Genomic DNA, 19,275 nt, shown 5'->3' with positions numbered 1-19,275 from the left:
CCATGCATCAGCTTGACCATGCGGCATCAGAATCGCCGCAAGCCGCTCACTGGCGTGCCCAGTTGGCCACGCTCGCGGAGGGATCCGGATTCCTTTCCGACTTCAGGGCCCCGGCCGGTTCCGCGCCGGTCACGGACACCCACCTCGTCCCCCTTCCACCGGCACTGACAAAGCGGCTCGACGAGATCAGCCGCGGCCGGCCCGAGATGCTCCATGTGGTCCTCACCGCCGCACTGGCCGCACTGCTCGGCCGCTACACCCGCCAGGAGGAGGTGGTACTCGCCCAGCCGACCCGGGGCGCGTCCGCGGAGCACGCCGGCGGACCCCTGCTGCTGCGTGTGGAGCCCACGGGCACACTGCGGGAACTGCTCGCCCGGGTGGCCAGGGCCGTCCAGGAGGCCGAGCGGCACCAGGACTTCCTGGTGGCGCGGCTCGCCGAGGAGCTGGGCCGCACCGACGCCTTCGACGTGTGCGTCGAACTGCCGGGGCTGCACGACCCCGGATACACAACACCGGCCGGCACCAGGTTCAGCGTCTCCCGCGAGGGCGAAGCCCTCACCGTCACCCTCGCCTACGACGCGGCCCGTTTCTCGGCGGCTTCCGTGGAACGGATCGGCGCGCACTACGCGCTGCTGCTCGCGGGCGCGGTGGACGCGCCGGACCGTGACGTGTCCACCATCGATCTGCGTACCGACGAGGACGAGCGGATCATCTCGGCCGCCAACTCCACCACCAGGGACTTCGACCGGGACGCCACCCTCCATGGCCTCTTCGCCGCCAGAGCCGCCGAGCGGCCGGACGCGCCGGCCGTACTCGCCGGCGACCGGACCATGAGCTATGGCGAGCTCGACGCGCGCTCCAACCAGCTCGCCCGTGTCCTGCGGGGACGCGGCGTCGGGCCGGACACGGTGGTCGCGCTGGTGGCCGAGCGGTCGCCCGAGATGATGGTGGGCCTCTTCGCCGTACTGAAGGCCGGCGGCGCCTATCTGCCCATCGACCCGTCCTACCCCCAGGCCCGGGTGGACTATCTGCTCGCCGACAGCGGGGCCCGACTGGCCCTGACCCAGGCGAAGTTCGGCGCGCTGCTCGGGGACACTCCGGGACTCGACCTGGACGACCCGGCCTCCTACGCCGAGGACAGCGGACCGCTGGAACCGGTCGGCGGTGCCGGGGACCTCGCGTACGTCATCTACACCTCGGGCTCGACCGGCCGTCCCAAGGGCGTTCTGGTGGAGCACCGCAGTGTGGTCAACCGGCTGGCCTGGATGCAGAACAGCTATCCGATCGGCCCCGGCGACGTGATCCTCCAGAAGACCTCCATCTCCTTCGACGTCTCGGTCTGGGAGCTGTTCTGGTGGTCCTTCACCGGTGCGGCCCTGGCCCTGCTGGAGCCCGGCGGCGAGAAGGACCCGCACGCGCTGCTCGCCGCCGTCGGGCGGCACGGCGTCTCCACACTGCATTTCGTGCCGTCCATGCTCACTATGTTCCTGGGCCACCTCGACCGGTTCGCGAGCGGCGGGGAGACCGGCACCCTGCGGCAGGTCTTCGCCAGCGGCGAGGCCCTCGCACCGGGCCAGGCGGCGAAGTTCGAGCAACTCCTCCCGGACGCCCGGCTGATCAACCTGTACGGACCCACCGAGGGCACCGTCGATGTCACCCACCAGCCCGTGCGGGGCCTCGGCGGCTCGGCCCGGCTGCCGATCGGCCGGCCGATCGACAACATCCGGCTGTATGTGACGGACGACGCGGGACACCAGACCCCGGTCGGTGTCCCCGGAGAGCTCCGGATCGCGGGCGTCGGCGTGGCCCGCGGCTATCTGGGCCGTCCGGAGCTGACCGCGGAGAAGTTCGTGGACGGCGCGTCCGTCGGCGAGGAGCGGCTCTACCGGACCGGCGACCTCGCCCGCTGGCTGCCCGACGGGACGCTGGACTACCTCGGCCGGACCGACCTCCAGGTCAAGGTCCGCGGCTTCCGTGTCGAGCCCGGCGAGATCGAGGAGCGGCTGCGCTCCCACGCCGGCGTGCGGGACGCCGCGGTCGTCGCCGTGGACGACGGCTGGCAGACCTCGCTGCGCGGATTCGTCGTGCCCGCCGGGGAGAGCGACGGCGTGCGCGAGGCCGACCTCAAGAACCATCTGCGGGAATCCCTGCCCGAGTACATGGTGCCCGGCAGGATCCTGCCGCTCGACGCCCTGCCGCTCACTCCCAACGGCAAACTGGACCGCGCCGCGCTGCGCGGTCCCGACGCGCTGCGCAAGAAGGCGCCCTCGCACGTCGAGCCGCGCAACGAGCGGGAGCGGACGCTGGCGACGATCTGGCGGGAGGTGCTGGGCCGCGACAGGATCGGCGTCCACGACAACTTCTTCGCGCTCGGCGGCAACTCGATCCACTTCGTCTCCGTCCTGGCGAAGTCCCGCGCCGCCGGGCTGGACTTCACCTTCCAGCAGCTCTTCAAGCACCAGACCGTCGCGCTGCTCACCGAGAGCCTCGGCGAGCAGACCGCTCCGGCGGAGGCCGATGTCGCCGCACGCGGAGGATTCCAGCCGTTCGAGCTGATCTCGGCCGAGGACCGGGCGCTGCTGCCCGAGGACGCGGAGGACGCCTATCCGCTGTCCATGCTCCAGGCCGGACTGATCTTCCAGACGGAGATCACCGGCGGCCTCGGCCAGTACCACGACGTGCTCAGCTACTCGATCAGCGGCACCTTCGACACGGAGGCGTTCACCGAGGCCGTACGGCTGCTGACCCTGCGGCATCCGATGCTGCGCACCACCTATCACCTCACCGGATTCAGCGAGTTCCTCCAGATCGTCCACCGTGAGGTGCGGCCTCCGCTGACAGTCGCGGACCTGCGGCATCTCGACGACCGGGACCAGCGGCTCTGGCACGAGGAATGGCTGGCCGGGGAGAAGGCCAGGCGGTTCGTCTGGGAGCGGGGCGAGCTGGTCACCCTGCATGTGCAGGTGCTGACCGACGACCTGTACCGGTACACCGTCAGCCAGCACAACTCCGCGCTGGACGGCTGGAGCATCAGCCTGCTGCACACCCAGCTCTTCGAGCTGTACCACCAGGTCCGTGAGGGACGGGACACCACTGCCGAGCCGGTGGACAACCACCTCAGGAACTTCGTCGGCCTGGAGGGCGAGGCCCTGCGCTCACCGCAGTCGAGGGACTTCTGGCTGAAGGTGATGGAGGACGCCCAGCCGGCCAATGTGCCGCCGAAGGCGGGCGCCCGGCCCACCGGCGACTTCACGGTCGTCCTGCGGGACGTGCCCCTGCCGGCCGGGCTCACCGAGCGCATCGAGGCGACCGCGGACGCGCTCTCCGTCCCCTTCAAGGACGTCCTGCTGGCCGCCCATATGAAGGTCCTCGGCCTGGTGTCGGGGCAGCGTACGGTGATGACCGGCTACGAGCACAGCGGCCGGCCGGAACTGCCCGGCGCGGAGACCACCCTCGGCCTGCACCTCAACTCGGTGCCCTTCCAGGTGGACCTGGCGGGCGGCACCTGGGGCGATCTGATCAAGCGGGTGTACGGCGCGGAGCACGATCTGCTGCCGCACCGCCGCTATCCGATGGCGCGGATGAAGCAGGACCTCGGCACACAGCGGACGCTGTTCGAGACCACCTTCAACTTCACGCACTTCTACCTGCTGAAGAACCTCAAGCAGCTCCCCGAGTTCTCGATGATGGACATGCGGGTCGACTCGGAGACGGAGTTCCCGTTCCGTACGGAGTTCTCCCGGCACTTCTCCGACGACGAGATCCAGCTCTGCCTGCACTACCACACGCATCTGTATGACGAGGCCCAGATCGACCGGATCGGTGGCTACTTCGTCCAGGTGCTGGAACTCATGACCAGCGAGACGAACGCCCTCCACGAGGCGCGGGGACTGCTGGCCGAGGAGGATCTGACGCTGCTGCGCGCCGCCGCCACCGGCCCGCTGCCGGAGACCGCGACGGCCGCGCCGGCCGGTACGCGGGTGACGGCTTCGCAGTCCACCGTCGACCGGATCACCGGGGCATGGGCACGGGTGCTGGGGCTGCCGGCCGAGGAGATCGGCGCGACGGGAGACTTCTTCGCGCTCGGCGGCAACTCCCTCTCCGCGCTGCGGGTCGTCCTGGAGCTCGACGGTCTGGTCACCCTCAGCGATCTGACCCGCAAGCCCCGCCTGGACGAACTCGCCGTACTGGTGGAGCAGCAGCAGCGGGGGACCGAGGAGCGGGAGGAGGTGCTGCAGTTGCTGTCCAGCAGTGCCTCCGGCGCCCGCGCCGCCGTCATCTGCGTGCCCTATCCGTGCGGGCACCCGGTCAACTTCAAGCCGCTCGCCGACGAGCTGGAGAAGCTCACCACCGACCTCGTCGTCTACGGCGTCGAGCAGCCGGGGCACAACCCCAGCCGGCCCGGCGCGTTCGCCGGTGTCGCCGAGACGGTGCTCCGCGTGGTCGAGGAGATCGAGCGGAAGGCCGATCTGCCGCTGATCCTCTGGGGCCACTGCGGCGGAGCCGCGGTGACCGTGGAACTGGCCCGTGTACTGGAGAAACAGGGCTTCGACCTGCGGCACGTGTTCATCGGTTCCAAGCTGCTGGTGCCCGTCGAGGACATGCGGGAGAGTATCGAGCTGATCGACGGCTGGAACGACCAGCAGATCATCGACTACATGGTCGAGGAGACCGGCTACACGGAGCTGGAGGGGATGGACAGCCAGCACACGTCGTTCATGGGCGACATCTTCCGGCACGACGTCTGCAACGGCTACCGCTACTTCATCGAGCTGTCCCAGGAGCGGCCCGACTGGAAGATCGAGGCGCCCTTCACGGCCGTGGTGGCGGCCGACGACAAGGGCCTGGCGGACGCCGTCGACGAGTACCGGGCCTGGGACATGGTCGCCGCGGACGTCCGCTTCCACCAACTGGACAGCGGTGGCCACTACTTCGTGCGGGGCAACCCCGCCACCACCGGTGAACTGATCGAGCGGGCCTGGGCGTCCGCGGACGAGCTGGAGAGCTGACATGCGACAGATTCCCGTGCTGTGCTTCCCGTTCGCGGGCGCCGGAGCCTCGGCGTTCCGCAGGTGCCAGGAGTACGGCAGCGACACCGTGCTCATCAGCCCCGTCCAGCTCCCCGGCCGTGAGGAGCGGTTCGGCGAGCCGCTGTACACCGATGTGACCGCCGCCGTGGACGATCTGCTGCCGACCGTGCTCGACCAGATCGCGGGCAGCCCGGTCGTGGCCCTCTTCGGACACAGCCTCGGCGCCGTCATGGCGTACGAGATGGCGCACCGCGTCAACGGGCTCGGCATGCCGCAGGTGGTCAGACTGTTCGTCAGCGGCTCACCGGGACCGTGGACCCAGCGCGAGTCCCGCGCCACCGGCCTGACCGACGACGGCTTCCTGGCGCAGGTCAGGGAGTTCGCCGGATACACCCACCCGGCGCTGGAACACCCGGAGCTGCGGGAGATGCTGCTGCCCACCCTGCGGGCGGACGTGGAGATGCACGAGAACTACCGGGCGCCGTCCGAGAAGCCGCTGCCGGTGCCGATCGTCTCCATCCGCGGCGCCGACGACGAGCTGGTCTCCCGGGCCCAGGCGGCCGAGTGGGACGGCGCCACCTCGGCCGGCTGCCGGCAGGTGGAGGTGCCGGGAGGGCACATGTACGTCACCGACTCGCCCGGCGAACTGGTGCGGCTGATGGACGAGGAACTGGCGGCACAGGGGGCGGGGCGTTGAGCCCCCTCATCGCCGCGGACCGGGCCGCGGACACCACCGGGCTGACCGGGAAGGCGGCGCTGATCACGGGCGCCGCGCGGGGCATCGGCCGGGCGTGCGCCCTCGCGTACGCCCGTGCCGGGGCCGACCTCCTGCTCACCGACATCGGCCACGACCTGGACGGCGTGCCGTACCCGCTGGGCACGCCAGGCCAGCTCGCCCACACCGCCCGGCTGTGCCGGGAGGAGAACGACCGGATCACGGTGGTGACCGCCGAGGCCGACGTACGGGACCTGGAGGCCGTGCACCAGGTGGTCAGGACCGCCGTCGACCGGTTCGGCCGGATCGACATCCTGCTCAGCAGCGCGGGCATCGCCGCGCCCTCGGGCAAGACGGTGCACGACATCGATCCCGGCGAATGGGATCTGATGCTCGACGTCGACGTGTCCGGGGCCTGGCGGATGATCAAGGCCGTGGGCCGGGTGATGACCCATCAGCGCTCCGGCAGCATCATCAATGTGGCGTCCACCGCCGGGCTGGTCGGTTACCGGCACTTCGCGGGCTATGTCACCGCGAAGCACGCGCTGGTGGGGCTGACCAAGGCGGCGGCGCTGGACCTCGCGCCGTACCAGGTACGGGTCAACGCGCTGTGCCCGGGATCCGTACGGGACGACGAGGCCGCCGAGGGACGGATGCTGACCGAGATCGCCCGCTCGCTCGCCGTCCCCGTCGAGGAGCACGAGGAGACCTTTGTGGCGGCCCAGCCCATGAACCGGCTGATCGAGCCCGAGGATGTCGCGGGGGCGGCGGTCTGGCTCGGTTCGGACGGATCCCGCCAGGTGACCGGCAGCACGGTCACCGTCGACGGAGGGTTCACCAGCCGGTGAGGGACATCGAGGAGGGGACACCGATGAATGAGGCCGGCCTGCTGTGCCAGGCGCTCGCGGTGCGGGTGCACACCGGCGCCGATCCGGAACGGCTCCGCCGCCATCTCGACCGCGCCACTGCCGGGAGCCCGAACGCCGGAACCCGGCTCTGGGTCGAGGACGTCGCCGAGGGCCCCGACTCCGCGACCGCCGCGCGACGGCGGGCGCGGGAACTGTCCCGGCCGGTCGACCCGGAGACCGGACCGGGACTGCGGGTGGTGCTGCTGCGCTACCGCGACGGCGCCGCCGACCTGATCACGGTCGTGCACCGCGCGTCGGTGCCGGATCCGCACACGCTGCTGGGCGCGCTGCTCATCGAACCCCGGCCGCTCGGTACGGAGCCGGCCGAGACCGGTGAACGGCTGCGGGCCGGGCTGGACCGGCTGGAGCGGACGGCGGCGCCGGACTGGGGGCTGGGGGAGCCGGGCCGCTCCACCGAGGGCCGGTACGACTTCACCGCCCCGGCCGCGCCCGAGGGCCGCGCGCAGATCACCTCGGCGGCGGCCCTGGGCCTGGTGCTGGCCCGCTGCACCGGCGCGGCCGAGGTGGTGCTGGGCGTGGACGCCGAACACAGCCTGGCCTTCAGCGCCGACGAGCGGCTGACCGTGGCCGCCTATCTGGACGGGGTGCGGCGGGCCACGGCCGAGCCGGTGTCCGGTCTCGAACCGGTCGTGGGACTGGTCGTCACCGAGCCGGCCGAGGTGCTCACCGGTACGGGAGTGAAGGCGGAGGTCCTGGAACACAGGCCGTTCCTCGCGCCCGTCCATCCGCTGTCGATCCATGTCGCCGTCGACGGCGCAGCCGGGCTCGCCGGCACGAGCCGGTACCGGCACAGCGTCTTCGACGACGAGGTGGTGCGGTGGCTCACCGGGATGCTCGTCACCGCGCACGGCGCGCTGACGGCGGCCGGCCCGGACGCGCCGCTCGGTTCGCTGGACCTGTTCGACCGGGACCAGCTCCACCGGCTCGCCGTCATCGGCGGTCTCGGACGCACCCCGGACATCCCGGAGGACCGTATCGACCAGGTGGTCCGGTCCTGGGCCGAGCGCACCCCGGACGCCACGGCGGTCTCCTTCGAGGACACCCGGCTGACCTACCGCGAGCTGAACGAGCGCGCCGGTCACGCCGCGCACGCGCTGCGCGCGCTGGGTGTCGGCGCGGGCGACCGGGTGGGCGTGAGCCTCGACCGCTCGACCGACCTGGTCGTCGTCCTGCTCGCGGTGCTCATGTCCGGTGCCGCGTACGTGCCGATGGACCCGGCCTATCCGGCCGACCGGCTCGCGTACACGGCCGAGGACGCCGGACTGTCCGTCGTCGTCACCGACTCCGCGGACTTCCCGGCGCTGGACGGCGTACTGACCGTCCCGCCCGGCTCGCTGACGGCGGGGGAGCGGCCCGCCCTGCCGCTGGAGCCGGCCGGTGACTCCGGCTCCGCCGCGTATGTCATCTACACCTCGGGCTCCACCGGCCGGCCCAAGGGCGTGGTGGTACCGCACCGCAATGTGGCGGGCCTGCTGGCGGCGACGAAGGACGACTTCGGGCTCGGCGAGCGTGACGTGTGGACGCTCTTCCACTCCAGCGCGTTCGACTTCTCGGTCTGGGAGATCTGGGGCTGCCTGATGACGGGCGGGCGGCTGGTCGTGGTGCCCTACTGGGCGTCCCGCGATCCCGAGCAGTTCGCCGCGCTGCTCGACACCGAGCAGGTGACCGTGCTGAATCAGACCCCCAGCGCGTTCTCCCAGCTCATGGCCGTCGACCAGGAGAAGCGGGTGAGTGGTTCCGTGCGGCTGGTCGTCTTCGGCGGCGAGCCGCTGGACACCGGGCCGCTGCGGCTCTGGCAGGACCGGCACCCGGACTGGGAATGCCGGCTGGTCAATATGTTCGGCATCACCGAGACCACCGTGCATGTCACCGCGCAGACCGTCACCCGGCGCGAGGCGCTGTCCGGCTCCCGCTCCGTGGGACCCGCGCTGCCCGGCTGGCACGTGTACGTACTCGACGGCGCGGGGCGGCCACTGCCACCGGGTGTGGCCGGGGAGATTTATGTGGGCGGGGTCGGCGTGGCCGGCCAGTACCTCAACCGGCCCGAGCTGACGGAGGAGCGTTTCCTGCCCGATCCGTTCGCACCGGGACCGATGTACCGCAGCGGCGACCGGGGCCGGCTGCTGCCCGACGGGCGGCTGGAACACCTGGGCCGGCTGGACAACCAGGTGAAGCTGCGCGGCTTCCGTATCGAACTGGGCGAGATCCGGGCCCGGTTGCTGGACGCTCCCTCGGTGGTCTCGGCGGCGGTCGTGCTGCGCCAGGACCCGGCCGACGCCGCCGGTGCCCGGCTCGACGGCTATGTCGTCCTCACTCCGGGAAGCGGCGACGCCGAGGAGGTGCGCAAGCACGCCGCCCGCTTCCTGCCCGAGCACATGGTGCCGTCGACGGTCACCGTGCTGCCCGCGCTGCCGCTCACGCCCAACGGCAAGGTCGACACGGCCCGGCTGCCCGAGCCGCTGCTGCCGGCGCCCGGCGACGACACCGGTGACGGCACGGGGGAGGGCGCCGATGTGGAGTCCCGGCTGAAGTCGGTGTGGGAGAAGGTGTTCGGCTTCCGTATCGGGCTGGACGACGACTTCTTCGACCTGGGCGGCAACTCCCTGCTCGGGGTGCGGCTGTCGGCGGCGGTCCGGGCCGCGGGTCTGCCCGCGTTCCCGCTGAGCGGGCTCTACCTCCATCGCACCGTGCGCACGCTGGCCGCGACACTCGACGGCGCGAAGGAGCGGACATGACGGGCCGAAGACGGCTGCTGCTGGTCGGAGCGGGCTCCCGGGCCTACCGGGAGTACATGCTCAGGCCGGTCGCCGAGGCGTACGACCTCTGGCTCTTCACCGACCGGGAGCCCGACTGGGAGGGCCCGTACCTCACCGGGCACACCGTGCTCGACACCACCGATCCCGAGGCCATGGCGGCGGCGGCCGGCCCCGGCAAGGGCGGCGCGCCCTACGACGGCGTGCTCACCTGGGACGACACCCGGGTCGTCCAGACCGCGCGGCTGGCCCGGCTGCTCGGTCTCCCGGGCAGCCCGCCGGAAGCGGTGCTGGCCTGCCGCGACAAGCGGGCCACCCGGGCGGCGCTGGACCGGGCCGGGGTGCCGCAAGCCACGTCGATCCTGGTGACCTCCCTGCGCCAGGCGCGCGCCGCGGCGGCGGCGACCGGCTATCCCCTGGTCCTCAAGCCCCGCGCGCTCAACGCCAGTGCCGGTGTGGTCAAGGTCGAGTCGGCGGACCAGCTCGCCGCCCGGTTCCGGGTGGCGCGGGGGGCCACGGCCCCGGGCGCGGTGGAGGTGGCGCCCGGTGATGTCCTGGTCGAGGAGTATCTGGACGGCCCCGAGATCAGTGTGGACGCCGCCTGGTACGACGGGCGGATGTCGCTGGGCTTCGTCGCCCGCAAGGAGTGCGGCTTCCCGCCGTACTTCGAGGAGATCAGCCATCTCGTCGACGGCGGCGATCCGCTGCTGCGGGACCCGGTGATCGCCGATGTGCTCGGCCGGGCCCATGCCGCGGTCGGCTTCACCACCGGCTGGACGCACACCGAGCTGCGGCTCACCTCCGGCGGCCCCAAGGTCGTCGAGATCAACGCCAGGATCGGCGGCGACCGCGTCCCCGACGTGGGCCGTCTCGCGCTCGGTGTCGACGCGGCGCTGATCGCCGCGCGGGTCGCCTGCGGGGAGAGTCCCGAGCTGCGGCCCGCCCACCGGCGGGTCGCCGCGGTGCGGTTTCTCTATCCGGAGGCGGACTGCGTCGCCAGGGACGTGGTGATCGACGAGAAGGCCCTGCCCGCCTCGGTGGACACCGCGCTCGCCCTCGCCCTGCCGGGTCAGGAACTGCGGCTGCCGCCCCGGGGCCATGTCTCCGGCCGGTACGCCCTGATCACCACCGTCGCCGACTCCCGGGAAGCCTGTCTGGCCGACCTGGCGAAGGCCGCCGGGGCCGTACGCCTGGAGGTGCTGCGCCCGCTCTGAGGCGGGAGTGGGGATCCCGGAGGAGGGGACCCGGCGGGCGTCGCGAACCGGACGGCCGCCGAGTCCCCTCCTCCGCGTCGCCCGGCGGCCCCGGAAACGGGAATGGATCTCTTTCCGGAGCCCTGGATAAGGTGGGGGATCTGCTCGGGGTTTGCCGTGACAAATGTCGAGTACGGATGTCAGGAAGCGCCGCCGCGGCGGCCCGACGAGGAGCTCCGACCAGGAAGGAGGGGGATGTCCGTGAAGATCCTCATCAGCGCCGACATGGAGGGCGCCACCGGTGTGACCTGGCCGGCCGACGTGCTGCCGGGCACGCCGCAGTGGGAACGCTGCCGCGCCCTGTTCACCTCCGACGTGAACGCCGCCGTCCTCGGTTTCTTCGACGGCGGAGCCGACGAGGTCCTCATCAACGAGGCGCACTGGTCCATGCGGAATCTGCTGCTGGAGCGGCTCGACGAGCGCGCCGAGATGCTCACGGGCCGCCACAAGTCGCTGTCCATGGTCGAGGGCGTGCAGCACGGCGACATCGACGGCGTCGCCTTTGTCGGCTATCACACCGGCGCCGGCACGGAGGGCGTCCTGGCGCACACCTATCTCGCCAACTCCATCACCGGAGTGTGGCTGAACGGCGTGCGGGCGAGCGAGGGACTGCTGAACGCCCATGTCGTCGCGGAGTACGGCGTGCCCGTGGTGCTGGTCACCGGCGACGACCTGACCTGCCTGGACGCGGAAGGCTACGCGCCGGACGCCCGCACCTTCGCGGTCAAGGACCATGTCTCGCGCTACGCGGCGGTCTGCCGCACCCCGGCCCGTACCGCCGCCGGCATCCGCGCCGCCGCCAAGGAGGCCACGGCGCTCGCCCGGCGGTACCCACCGGTCAGCGGTGGCCCCTTCACCGTCGAGCTGGAATTCGACGCGGACCATCTCTCCGCCGCGGCCACGGTCGTCCCCGGGACGGCCCCCAGCGGAGAGCGGCGTGTCGCTTACACCAGCGGGACGATGTATGAGGCCATTCGCACCTTCAAGGCGGTCACCACGATCGTCTCGTCCGCAGTGGAGGAGCAGTATGGCTGACATGACGCCCAGCGAAACGACTGACGCGCTCGATACGGCGGCGCTGGACGAGGTGGTCACCTTCACCTCCGAGCTCATCCGTATCGACACCACCAACCGGGGGAGCGGGGACTGCCGGGAGCGGCCCGCGGCCGAGTACGTCGCGGAACGCCTCGCCGACGCGGGGATCGAGCCCACCCTCCTGGAACGCACCGAGGGCCGCACCAATGTGGTGGCCAGGATCGAGGGCACCGACCCGTCGGCCGACGCGCTCCTGGTCCACGGCCATCTCGACGTGGTCCCCGCCGAGCCCGCCGACTGGACCCTGCACCCGTTCTCCGGCGAGGTGAGGGACGGTGTGGTGTGGGGGCGCGGCGCGGTCGACATGAAGAACATGGACGCGATGGTCCTGTCGGTCGTACGGGCCTGGGCCAGGGCCGGGATCAGGCCGCGCCGCGACATCGTGATCGCCTACACCGCGGACGAGGAGGCCAGCGCCGCCGACGGTGCCGGTTTCCTCACCGACCACCATCCCGAGCTGTTCGAGGGGTGCACGGAAGGCATTAGCGAGTCCGGGGCGTACTCCTTCCACGCGGGCCCCGGCATGGTGCTCTACCCGATCGGCGCCGGTGAGCGCGGCACCAACTGGCTGAAGCTCACCGCCCACGGCAGGGCCGGCCACGGCTCCAAGGTCAACCGCGCCAACGCGGTCAGCAGGCTCGCCGCCGCCATCGCCAGGATCGGCGATCACCGCTGGCCCGCCCGGCTCACTCCGACCGTACGGGCCGCCCTCACCGAACTCGCCGCGCTCCAGGGCATCGAGACGGACGTCGACGCCGAGGACTTCGACGTGGACGGCCTGCTCGGCAAGCTCGGACCGGCCGCCGCGCTGGTCGAGGCGACGGTCCGCAACAGCGCCAACCCGACCGTCCTGGAAGCCGGTTACAAGGTCAATGTGATTCCGGGTCAGGCGACCGCCTATGTCGACGGGCGGACGGTGCCCGGCGGCGACGAGGAGTTCCGTACCACTCTCGACCAGCTCACCGGAGCCGATGTGGAGTGGGAGTTCCACCACCGGGAGATCGCCCTCCAGGCGCCGGTCGACTCGCCGACCTTCGCCAAGCTGCGCGCGGCCGTCGAGCGCTTCGACCCGGGGGCGCACGCCGTGCCCTTCTGCATGTCGGGCGGTACGGACGCCAAACAGTTCTCCCGGCTCGGCATCACCGGCTACGGCTTCTCGCCGCTGAAGCTGCCTCCCGGCTTCGACTACCAGGCGATCTTCCACGGCGTGGACGAGCGGGTGCCCGTCGAGGCACTGCACTTCGGGGTCCGCGTCCTCGACCACTACCTGCAGTCGGCTTAGGAGAATCGTCCATGCTGCCCACCGCGCCCTACGGCACGTGGCCGTCGCCGATCGACGCCACGCTCGCCGCCTCGCACGACGGCCGTCCCGAATACGCCGGGACGGTCGGTGAGGAGGTGTGGTGGACCGAGCCCCGTCCCGCCGAGGCCGGGCGGCGCGCCCTGGTGCGCCGCAGGGCCGACGGCAGCGAGGAATCGGTGCTGCCGGCGCCCTGGAACGTCCGCAGCCGGGTGATCGAGTACGGCGGTGTGCCCTGGGCCGGCGCCGAGCGCCCCCGGGGCGGCCCGCTCGTCGTGTTCGTGCACTTCCCCGACCAGCGGCTGTACGCGTACGAACCGGACGGCGGCGGCGAGCCCCGCCCGCTCACACCGGTCTCCGCGACCGGCGGCGGACTGCGCTGGGCCGACCCCCGGATCCACCTGGAGCGCGGCGAGGTCTGGTGCGTCCTCGAAGAGTTCACCGGCGAGCGCCCCACCGATGTACGGCGGGTGATCGCGGCGGTACCGCTCGACGGATCGGCCGCCGGGGACCGCGCGGCCGTACGGGAACTCACCGACGACCGGCACCGCTTTGTCACCGGGCCCCGGCTCTCACCGGACGGCCGCCATGCCGCCTGGATCGCCTGGGACCACCCCCACATGCCCTGGGACGGCACCGTGGTGATGGTCGGCGAGGTCGGGGAGACGGGGCCCTTCACCGGCATCAGGGCCCTCGTCGGAGACACCGGCGAATCGGTCCCGCAGGTCGAGTGGGCGCCGGACGGCTCGCTGCTCTTCGTCTCCGACGCCGGCGGCTGGTGGGAGCCGCGGCGCGTCCGCCCCGACGCGCTCGCGGGCGGCGCCGCCGTGAGCACCGCGCTCTGCCCCGGCCGGCGGGAGGAGTTCGGCGGGCCGCTCTGGAAGATCGGCGTCCAGTGGTTCCTCCCGCTGGAGAACGGGCTGATCGCCGTCATCCACGGCAAGGGCACCACCGCCCTCGGCATACTCGACCCGGAGACCGGGGATCTGGTGGACGCCGCCGGGCCCTGGACCGACTGGGCCGCCACCCTCGCCGTGCAGGGCACCCGGGTGATCGGTGTCGCGGCCAGTCCCCGCAGCGGGTACGAGGTCGTGGAGCTGGACACCGTCACGGGCCGCGCCCGGGTGATCGGCGCGGCGCACCGGGACCCGGTGGACCCGGCGTACTACCCCGAGCCGCTGGAGCGTACCTTCACCGGTCCCGGCGGCCGTGAGATCCACGCCCATCTCTATCCGCCGCACAGCCCCGACCGTGCCGCGCCCGACGACGAACTGCCGCCCTATGTGGTGTGGGCCCATGGCGGGCCCACCGGGCACGCGCCGTTCGTCCTCGATCTGGAGATCGCCTACTTCACCTCGCGCGGTATCGGTGTCGCCGAGGTCAACTACGGCGGCTCCACCGGTTACGGCAGGGCCTACCGCGAGCGGCTGCGCGAGCAGTGGGGTGTCGTGGACGTCGAGGACTGCGCGGCCGTCGCCCGGGCACTGGCCGACGAGGGCACGGCGGACGGCTCCCGGCTCGCCGTGCGCGGTGGCAGCGCCGGCGGCTGGACCACCGCGGCCTCCCTCACCACCACCGACGTCTACGCCTGCGGCACCATCAGCTATCCGATCCTCGACCTGCTGGGCTGGGCCACCGACGAGACACACGACTTCGAGTCCCAGTACCTGGAATCGCTGATCGGCCCGCTCGCCGAGGTCCCGGCCCGCTACCACGACCGTTCGCCGCTGAACCAGGTCGACGGGATCACCGCCCCGTTCCTCCTTCTCCAGGGGCTGGACGATGTGATCTGTCCGCCCGCGCAGTGCGAGCGCTTCCTGGCGCGGGTCGCGGACCGCGAGATTCCGCACGCCTACATCGCCTTCGAGGGCGAGGGCCACGGCTTCCGCCGGGCGGACACCCTGATCCGCGCGCTGGAGGCCGAACTCTCCCTCTACGCGCAGACCTTCGGCATCGACAGAACCGATGTCCCGCGGCTGGAGCTCAGGAAATGACCGTCACGCCGCTGACCCGGCCGGCGCGCCTGCGACCGGGGGCCAGAGTCGCCGTCGTGGCGCCCAGCGGGCCCCTGCCCGAGGAACGGCTGGAGACCGGCCTGGACATTCTGCGCGGCTGGGACCTGGACCCCGTCGTCGCCCCGCATGTCCTCGACCGCCACCCCGGGTTCCGTTATCTCGCCGGCACCGACCAGGACCGCGCCCGCGACTTCCAGGAGGCGTGGTGCGATCCCTCCGTGTCCGCCGTTCTCTGCGCTCGGGGCGGTTACGGGGTCCAGCGCATGGTCGACCTGCTCGACTGGACCGCGATGCGGGCAGCGGGACCCAAGGTCTTTGTCGGCTACAGCGACATCACCGCCCTGCACGAGGCGTTCGCCGTACGCATGGGGCTCGCCACACTGCACGGTCCGATGACCGCGGCCGTCACCTTCCTCAAGGACGCGAGAACGCAGGAGTCGCTGCGCGCCACGCTGTTCGAACCCGAGTCGGTACGTGTCCTCGGCCTGGACACCGCCCGCCCGCTGGTGCCGGGGCGCGCCAGGGGCGTCACGCTCGGCGGCTGTGTCAGCCTGCTCGCCGCCGACCTCGGCACACCGTACGCACGTCCCTCGGCCGAGGGCGGGCTGCTGCTGATCGAGGACGTCGGCGAGGAGCCGTACCGTCTCGACCGCATCCTCACCCAGCTTCTGCGCTCCGGATGGCTGAACGGAGTCGCCGGGATCGGCCTCGGCTCCTGGGCGGAGTGCGGGCCCTACGAGGACGTACGGACGCTGCTGCTCGACCGGCTCGGCGGACTGGGCGTACCCGTCGTCGAGGAACTCGGCTTCGGACACGGCGAGACAACACTCACCATGCCGCTCGGTGTGCCGGCGGTCCTGGACGGCGAGAGCGCCACTCTCACCCTCGACCTGCCCGCACTGAGCTGACCGGGCCCCCTTAAGCTGACGCGATGCCCGCCATCCCGACCCCGCTCGCCGAGGGCTCGCGCACACTCATCCGTCCCTACCGCCACGAGGACGCGGCCGAGTTCACCGCGCTGGCCCGCGAGAGCAGGACACTGCACCGGCCCTGGCTCTTCCCGCCCCAGGACGCCCGGGCGTACGCCGCGTACGCGGGTGCGCTCATCGCGGACCCCACGAAGGCGGGCTTCCTGGTCTGCACGCGTGAGGACGGCCGGATCGCCGGCTTCTTCAACTTTCACAACATCGTGCTGGGAGGCTTCCTGAGCGGCGCGATCGGTTACGGCGCCTTCGCGCACGCCGCGGGGCGCGGCCTGATGACGGAGGGGCTCGCACTGGTCCTGGACCATGCCTTCGGACCGCTCGGCCTGCACCGGCTGGAGGCCAATGTCCAGCCGGCCAACACCGGATCGGTCGCGCTCCTACGGCGCGCGGGCTTCCGGCTGGAGGGTTTCTCGCCGGACTTCCTCCTCATCGACGGCGCCTGGCGGGACCACGAACGCTGGGCGGTCACCACGGAGATGGTGCGGCGCGACCGGGCCGCCGCCGGAGAGGCCGTCAGCGGCCCTTGCGGTTGACCTTCATGGTGTCCATGTCGGTCACGGTGGAGCGCAGCTCCCGATGGCCGCAGCCGAGCGCCCTCAGGGCCGTCTCCGCCCGGTCCTCGGCCAGCGCGGCGGCCATCTCCTCGCCGTCCGCGGCGTCCGTGACCACCACATAGCGGTAGCTGAAATGCTGCAGCGCCGGATCGTAGGTGAGCGAGCCCTCCGGAGTGAACCGCATCCCCGCCAGCCCGTGCTGGTCCGCCTCCGCGAGCAGCCGGGCCCGGGTCTCGTCCGTCAGCCCGTGCCATGTCCCGCGCACGATCACCCGGTATGTGTGCTGAGTCGTCATTCCGTTCCCGCTCTCTTCCCGCCTGTCCGTGAAACCGATGGAGGACGCAGCGTACGGCGATCAGGATGGTCCCCATGCGGAATATCGTGGTGATCGACGCGCCCTCCAATCTGGGGCTGCGGCCGCCCGCTCCCGGCACCGTGCCGGGCTGCCACAAACTCGCCGGGGCGCTGCGTGAACAGGGCATCGTGCCAAGGCTCGGAGCGTACGAGGGCGGGGTCGTCGTCCCACCGCGCTACGACCGCGGTGGCTGGCGGGAGGGCGACGGGGTCTTCAACGCGGCGGCCATCGCCGCCTACACCCCGCGCCTCGCCGACCGCGTCGAGCGCCATGTGAGGGCCGGGGACTTCCCCCTGGTGCTGGGCGGCGACTGCTCGATCCAGCTCGGTGCCTCGCTCGCGCTGCGCCGCCTCGGCCGGTACGGGATGGCCGCCCTCGACGGCTCGGCCGACTTCCGGCATCCCGGCAACTCCACGGCGGTCGGCGCGGCCGGCGGTGAGGAACTCGCCCTGTCCACCGGGCGCGGCCAGCGGGATCTGACCGATCTGGAGGGACTGCGGCCGTATCTGCGGGACGAGGACATCCGGCTGTTCGGGATCAGGGACTACGACGAGGACCGCGAGGAACTGGCCCGGCTGGGGATCCCGGTCGTGACAGTCGGTGAACTCCGCGCGAAGGGGGCGGCCGAGTCGGCCGGAGCCGTGCTCCGGACGCTGGAGACGCCCGCCACCGACGGCTTCTGGGTCCATCTGGACGCGGACGTACTCGATCCGGAGGTGATGCCGGCCGTCGACAGCCCCGACCCGGGCGGACTGCTGCCGGACGAACTCGCCGTGCTGCTGCGGATTTTGGTGCGCTCCGAGCGCTGCGTGGGTCTCAATGTGACCATCTACGATCCGGACCTCGACCCGGAGGGGACCGCGGGCGCGCTGCTCACGGATCTGATCGTGGGCGCCTTCACCGGTGGGGGGACGCCGGACGCGGGACGGTAGGGCGGCGGGTGCGGGGCCGGGCCGTGGCCCGGCCCCCGCGACCGTCTCGGTGTCCGTGTCCGGGGGGCCTCAGCCGTCCTGGAGGGCTCTGCGGTCGACGTACTCGAAGACGGAACCGTCGGGGTGCACGGCGATCAGATTGCGGCCCACCGGGGTCGGCACCGGTCCCGCCAGGACCTGGGCGCCGACCTCGGTGAGGGTCGTGAGCGCCTCGTCGACGTCCTTGACGGCGATGGTCGCCGTCACCCGGCGCAGGACATCGATCTCCGAGGCGGGGCCGCTCATCAGGAGGAAGCAGCCGACGGCGGCGACCGAGACCCCACCGCGCTCGAAACGGAGCGCGCGGCTTCCGGTGAGACGTTCGTAGAACGTCACCGAGGTCTCCAGGTCGTCGACGCAGATGCGCAACGTGGTTCCCAGGATTTCCATAGGAGTCAGGTTAGTTGGCGGTGGCGGTGCGCGAGATCGATTCCGCCGGCCGGGCCGGGATCACACCCGGCAGAGGATCTCGCCGTGCGGGACCATGAACCACGCGTCCTCGTCGCGGCCCCACTCCCGCCAGGCTTCGGCGATCTCCGCCAGCCGCCCGGCTGTGGTGTGGCCGCCGCCGGTGGCCTGATCGGCGTAGCCGGACGCGGTGGTGCGGTCCGCCCACAGGCCGCTCCACCAGGCGCGCTCCTCGGGGGTGGCGAAGCACCAGTTCGTGGCCGTCGCGGTGAGGCCGGTGAACCCGGCCCGTCGTGCCCAGGACAGCAGCCTGCGCCCGGCGTCCGGCTCACCGCCGTTGGCGCGCGCCACCCGCCGGTACAGCTCCTGCCAGTCGTCCAGCCCCGGCACGGCGGGAAACCAGGTGAAGGCGCCGTAGTCCGCGTCACGCGCCGCGACCACACCGCCCGGCCTGCACACCCGGCGCATCTCGCTCAGGGCCCGCACCGGATCGCCGACATGCTGAAGGACCTGATGGGCGTGGACGATGTCGAAGGAGTCGTCGGGGAAGTCCAGCGCGTGGACATCCGCGACCGCGAAGCGGACATTGTCCAGACCGGCCGCGGCGGCGGTCTCCCGCGCGGTGGCGAGGACGCTCTCCGCGGCGTCGACGGCGGTCACAGTGCCCGGGGCGACCAGCGCGGCCAGGTCGGCGGTGATGGTGCCGGGCCCGCATCCCACGTCCAGCACCTCCAGCCCCGGCCGCAGTTCCGGAAGGAGATACGCCGCCGAGTTGGCGGCGGTCCGCCAGCGGTGCGAGCGCAGCACCGACTCGTGGTGCCCGTGGGTGTAGACGGCGGTCTCCTTCGGCATGACCAGGCTCCCTCTCATGGCTGGACGGTCCCCGCCACCGTACGCCGCCATGTCGTATG

14 protein-coding genes are annotated in these 19,275 nt (G+C 71.9%); 11 read left to right on the top strand and 3 right to left on the bottom strand.

The window, feature by feature from the left end:
* Nucleotides 1–2: 2 nt before the first annotated feature.
* The 10 genes from ABZ707_RS04650 (at nucleotide 3) to ABZ707_RS04605 (ending at nucleotide 16,609) form a co-directional block, all read left to right on the top strand.
* Entirely contained in the window at nucleotides 3–5,009 is a 5,007-nt protein-coding gene (locus ABZ707_RS04650) for an amino acid adenylation domain-containing protein (RefSeq protein WP_360167681.1), read from the top strand.
* Between the two features lies 1 nt (nucleotide 5,010).
* Nucleotides 5,011–5,727, top strand: coding sequence for an alpha/beta fold hydrolase (locus ABZ707_RS04645; RefSeq protein ID WP_360167678.1), 717 nt, complete (start codon nucleotides 5,011–5,013; stop codon nucleotides 5,725–5,727).
* Nucleotides 5,724–6,593 (top strand): SDR family oxidoreductase, encoded by an 870-nt coding sequence (locus ABZ707_RS04640; protein ID WP_360167675.1) that lies wholly within the window; start codon nucleotides 5,724–5,726, stop codon nucleotides 6,591–6,593. The genes ABZ707_RS04645 and ABZ707_RS04640 overlap by 4 nt, the downstream gene beginning before the upstream one ends.
* A 23-nt stretch (nucleotides 6,594–6,616) precedes the next feature.
* A complete protein-coding gene (locus tag ABZ707_RS04635; protein WP_360167672.1) occupies nucleotides 6,617–9,409 on the top strand; it encodes an amino acid adenylation domain-containing protein in 2,793 nt (930 codons plus the stop codon).
* Nucleotides 9,406–10,641, top strand: coding sequence for an ATP-grasp domain-containing protein (locus ABZ707_RS04630; protein ID WP_360167669.1), 1,236 nt, complete (start codon nucleotides 9,406–9,408; stop codon nucleotides 10,639–10,641). The genes ABZ707_RS04635 and ABZ707_RS04630 overlap by 4 nt, the downstream gene beginning before the upstream one ends.
* Nucleotides 10,642–10,881: 240 nt before the next feature.
* On the top strand, nucleotides 10,882–11,715 hold the full coding sequence (locus ABZ707_RS04625) for a M55 family metallopeptidase (RefSeq protein WP_360168429.1): 834 nt from the start codon (nucleotides 10,882–10,884) through the stop codon (nucleotides 11,713–11,715).
* On the top strand, nucleotides 11,708–13,057 hold the full coding sequence (locus ABZ707_RS04620; RefSeq protein ID WP_360167666.1) for a M20/M25/M40 family metallo-hydrolase: 1,350 nt from the start codon (nucleotides 11,708–11,710) through the stop codon (nucleotides 13,055–13,057). The genes ABZ707_RS04625 and ABZ707_RS04620 overlap by 8 nt, the downstream gene beginning before the upstream one ends.
* A gap of 11 nt (nucleotides 13,058–13,068) precedes the next feature.
* Nucleotides 13,069–15,069: a prolyl oligopeptidase family serine peptidase gene (locus ABZ707_RS04615; protein WP_360167663.1), complete on the top strand. Its 2,001-nt coding sequence runs from the start codon at nucleotides 13,069–13,071 to the stop codon at nucleotides 15,067–15,069.
* Nucleotides 15,066–15,998, top strand: a complete 933-nt coding sequence (locus tag ABZ707_RS04610; RefSeq protein ID WP_360167660.1) for an LD-carboxypeptidase — start codon at nucleotides 15,066–15,068, stop codon at nucleotides 15,996–15,998. The genes ABZ707_RS04615 and ABZ707_RS04610 overlap by 4 nt, the downstream gene beginning before the upstream one ends.
* Nucleotides 15,999–16,021: 23 nt before the next feature.
* On the top strand, nucleotides 16,022–16,609 hold the full coding sequence (locus tag ABZ707_RS04605) for a GNAT family protein (RefSeq protein WP_360167657.1): 588 nt from the start codon (nucleotides 16,022–16,024) through the stop codon (nucleotides 16,607–16,609).
* On the opposite strand, the gene ABZ707_RS04600 is transcribed toward ABZ707_RS04605, so the two are convergent.
* A complete protein-coding gene (locus tag ABZ707_RS04600; protein WP_360167654.1) occupies nucleotides 16,590–16,925 on the bottom strand; it encodes a DUF6204 family protein in 336 nt (111 codons plus the stop codon). The genes ABZ707_RS04605 and ABZ707_RS04600 overlap by 20 nt on opposite strands.
* A 74-nt stretch (nucleotides 16,926–16,999) precedes the next feature.
* Between ABZ707_RS04600 and ABZ707_RS04595 the strand changes: the two genes are divergently transcribed.
* Nucleotides 17,000–17,917: an arginase family protein gene (locus tag ABZ707_RS04595; RefSeq protein WP_360167651.1), complete on the top strand. Its 918-nt coding sequence runs from the start codon at nucleotides 17,000–17,002 to the stop codon at nucleotides 17,915–17,917.
* Nucleotides 17,918–17,986: 69 nt separating this feature from the next.
* On the opposite strand, the gene ABZ707_RS04590 is transcribed toward ABZ707_RS04595, so the two are convergent.
* Both ABZ707_RS04590 and ABZ707_RS04585 read right to left on the bottom strand, forming a co-directional pair.
* Nucleotides 17,987–18,346, bottom strand: coding sequence for a VOC family protein (locus ABZ707_RS04590; protein ID WP_360167648.1), 360 nt, complete (start codon nucleotides 18,344–18,346; stop codon nucleotides 17,987–17,989).
* Between the two features lie 60 nt (nucleotides 18,347–18,406).
* A complete protein-coding gene (locus tag ABZ707_RS04585) occupies nucleotides 18,407–19,216 on the bottom strand; it encodes a methyltransferase domain-containing protein (protein ID WP_360167645.1) in 810 nt (269 codons plus the stop codon).
* Between the last annotated feature and the right edge of the window lie 59 nt (nucleotides 19,217–19,275).

Origin of the sequence: Streptomyces sp. NPDC006923 (assembly GCF_040635655.1) — a bacterium.
Classification (GTDB): Bacteria; Actinomycetota; Actinomycetes; order Streptomycetales; family Streptomycetaceae; genus Streptomyces.
The sequence above is the reverse complement of the archived record's forward strand: the minus strand, read 5'-3'. Positions and strand labels throughout refer to the sequence as shown.

Coding starts and splice junctions, on each gene's coding strand:
- ABZ707_RS04650 (WP_360167681.1), top strand. CDS start 3: ATGCATCAGCTTGACCATGCGGCATCAGAATCGCCGCAAGCCGCTCAC.
- ABZ707_RS04645 (WP_360167678.1), top strand. CDS start 5,011: ATGCGACAGATTCCCGTGCTGTGCTTCCCGTTCGCGGGCGCCGGAGCC.
- ABZ707_RS04635 (WP_360167672.1), top strand. CDS start 6,617: ATGAATGAGGCCGGCCTGCTGTGCCAGGCGCTCGCGGTGCGGGTGCAC.
- ABZ707_RS04630 (WP_360167669.1), top strand. CDS start 9,406: ATGACGGGCCGAAGACGGCTGCTGCTGGTCGGAGCGGGCTCCCGGGCC.
- ABZ707_RS04620 (WP_360167666.1), top strand. CDS start 11,708: ATGGCTGACATGACGCCCAGCGAAACGACTGACGCGCTCGATACGGCG.
- ABZ707_RS04615 (WP_360167663.1), top strand. CDS start 13,069: ATGCTGCCCACCGCGCCCTACGGCACGTGGCCGTCGCCGATCGACGCC.
- ABZ707_RS04610 (WP_360167660.1), top strand. CDS start 15,066: ATGACCGTCACGCCGCTGACCCGGCCGGCGCGCCTGCGACCGGGGGCC.
- ABZ707_RS04605 (WP_360167657.1), top strand. CDS start 16,022: ATGCCCGCCATCCCGACCCCGCTCGCCGAGGGCTCGCGCACACTCATC.
- ABZ707_RS04600 (WP_360167654.1), bottom strand. CDS start 16,925: ATGACGACTCAGCACACATACCGGGTGATCGTGCGCGGGACATGGCAC.
- ABZ707_RS04595 (WP_360167651.1), top strand. CDS start 17,000: ATGCGGAATATCGTGGTGATCGACGCGCCCTCCAATCTGGGGCTGCGG.
- ABZ707_RS04590 (WP_360167648.1), bottom strand. CDS start 18,346: ATGGAAATCCTGGGAACCACGTTGCGCATCTGCGTCGACGACCTGGAG.
- ABZ707_RS04585 (WP_360167645.1), bottom strand. CDS start 19,216: ATGCCGAAGGAGACCGCCGTCTACACCCACGGGCACCACGAGTCGGTG.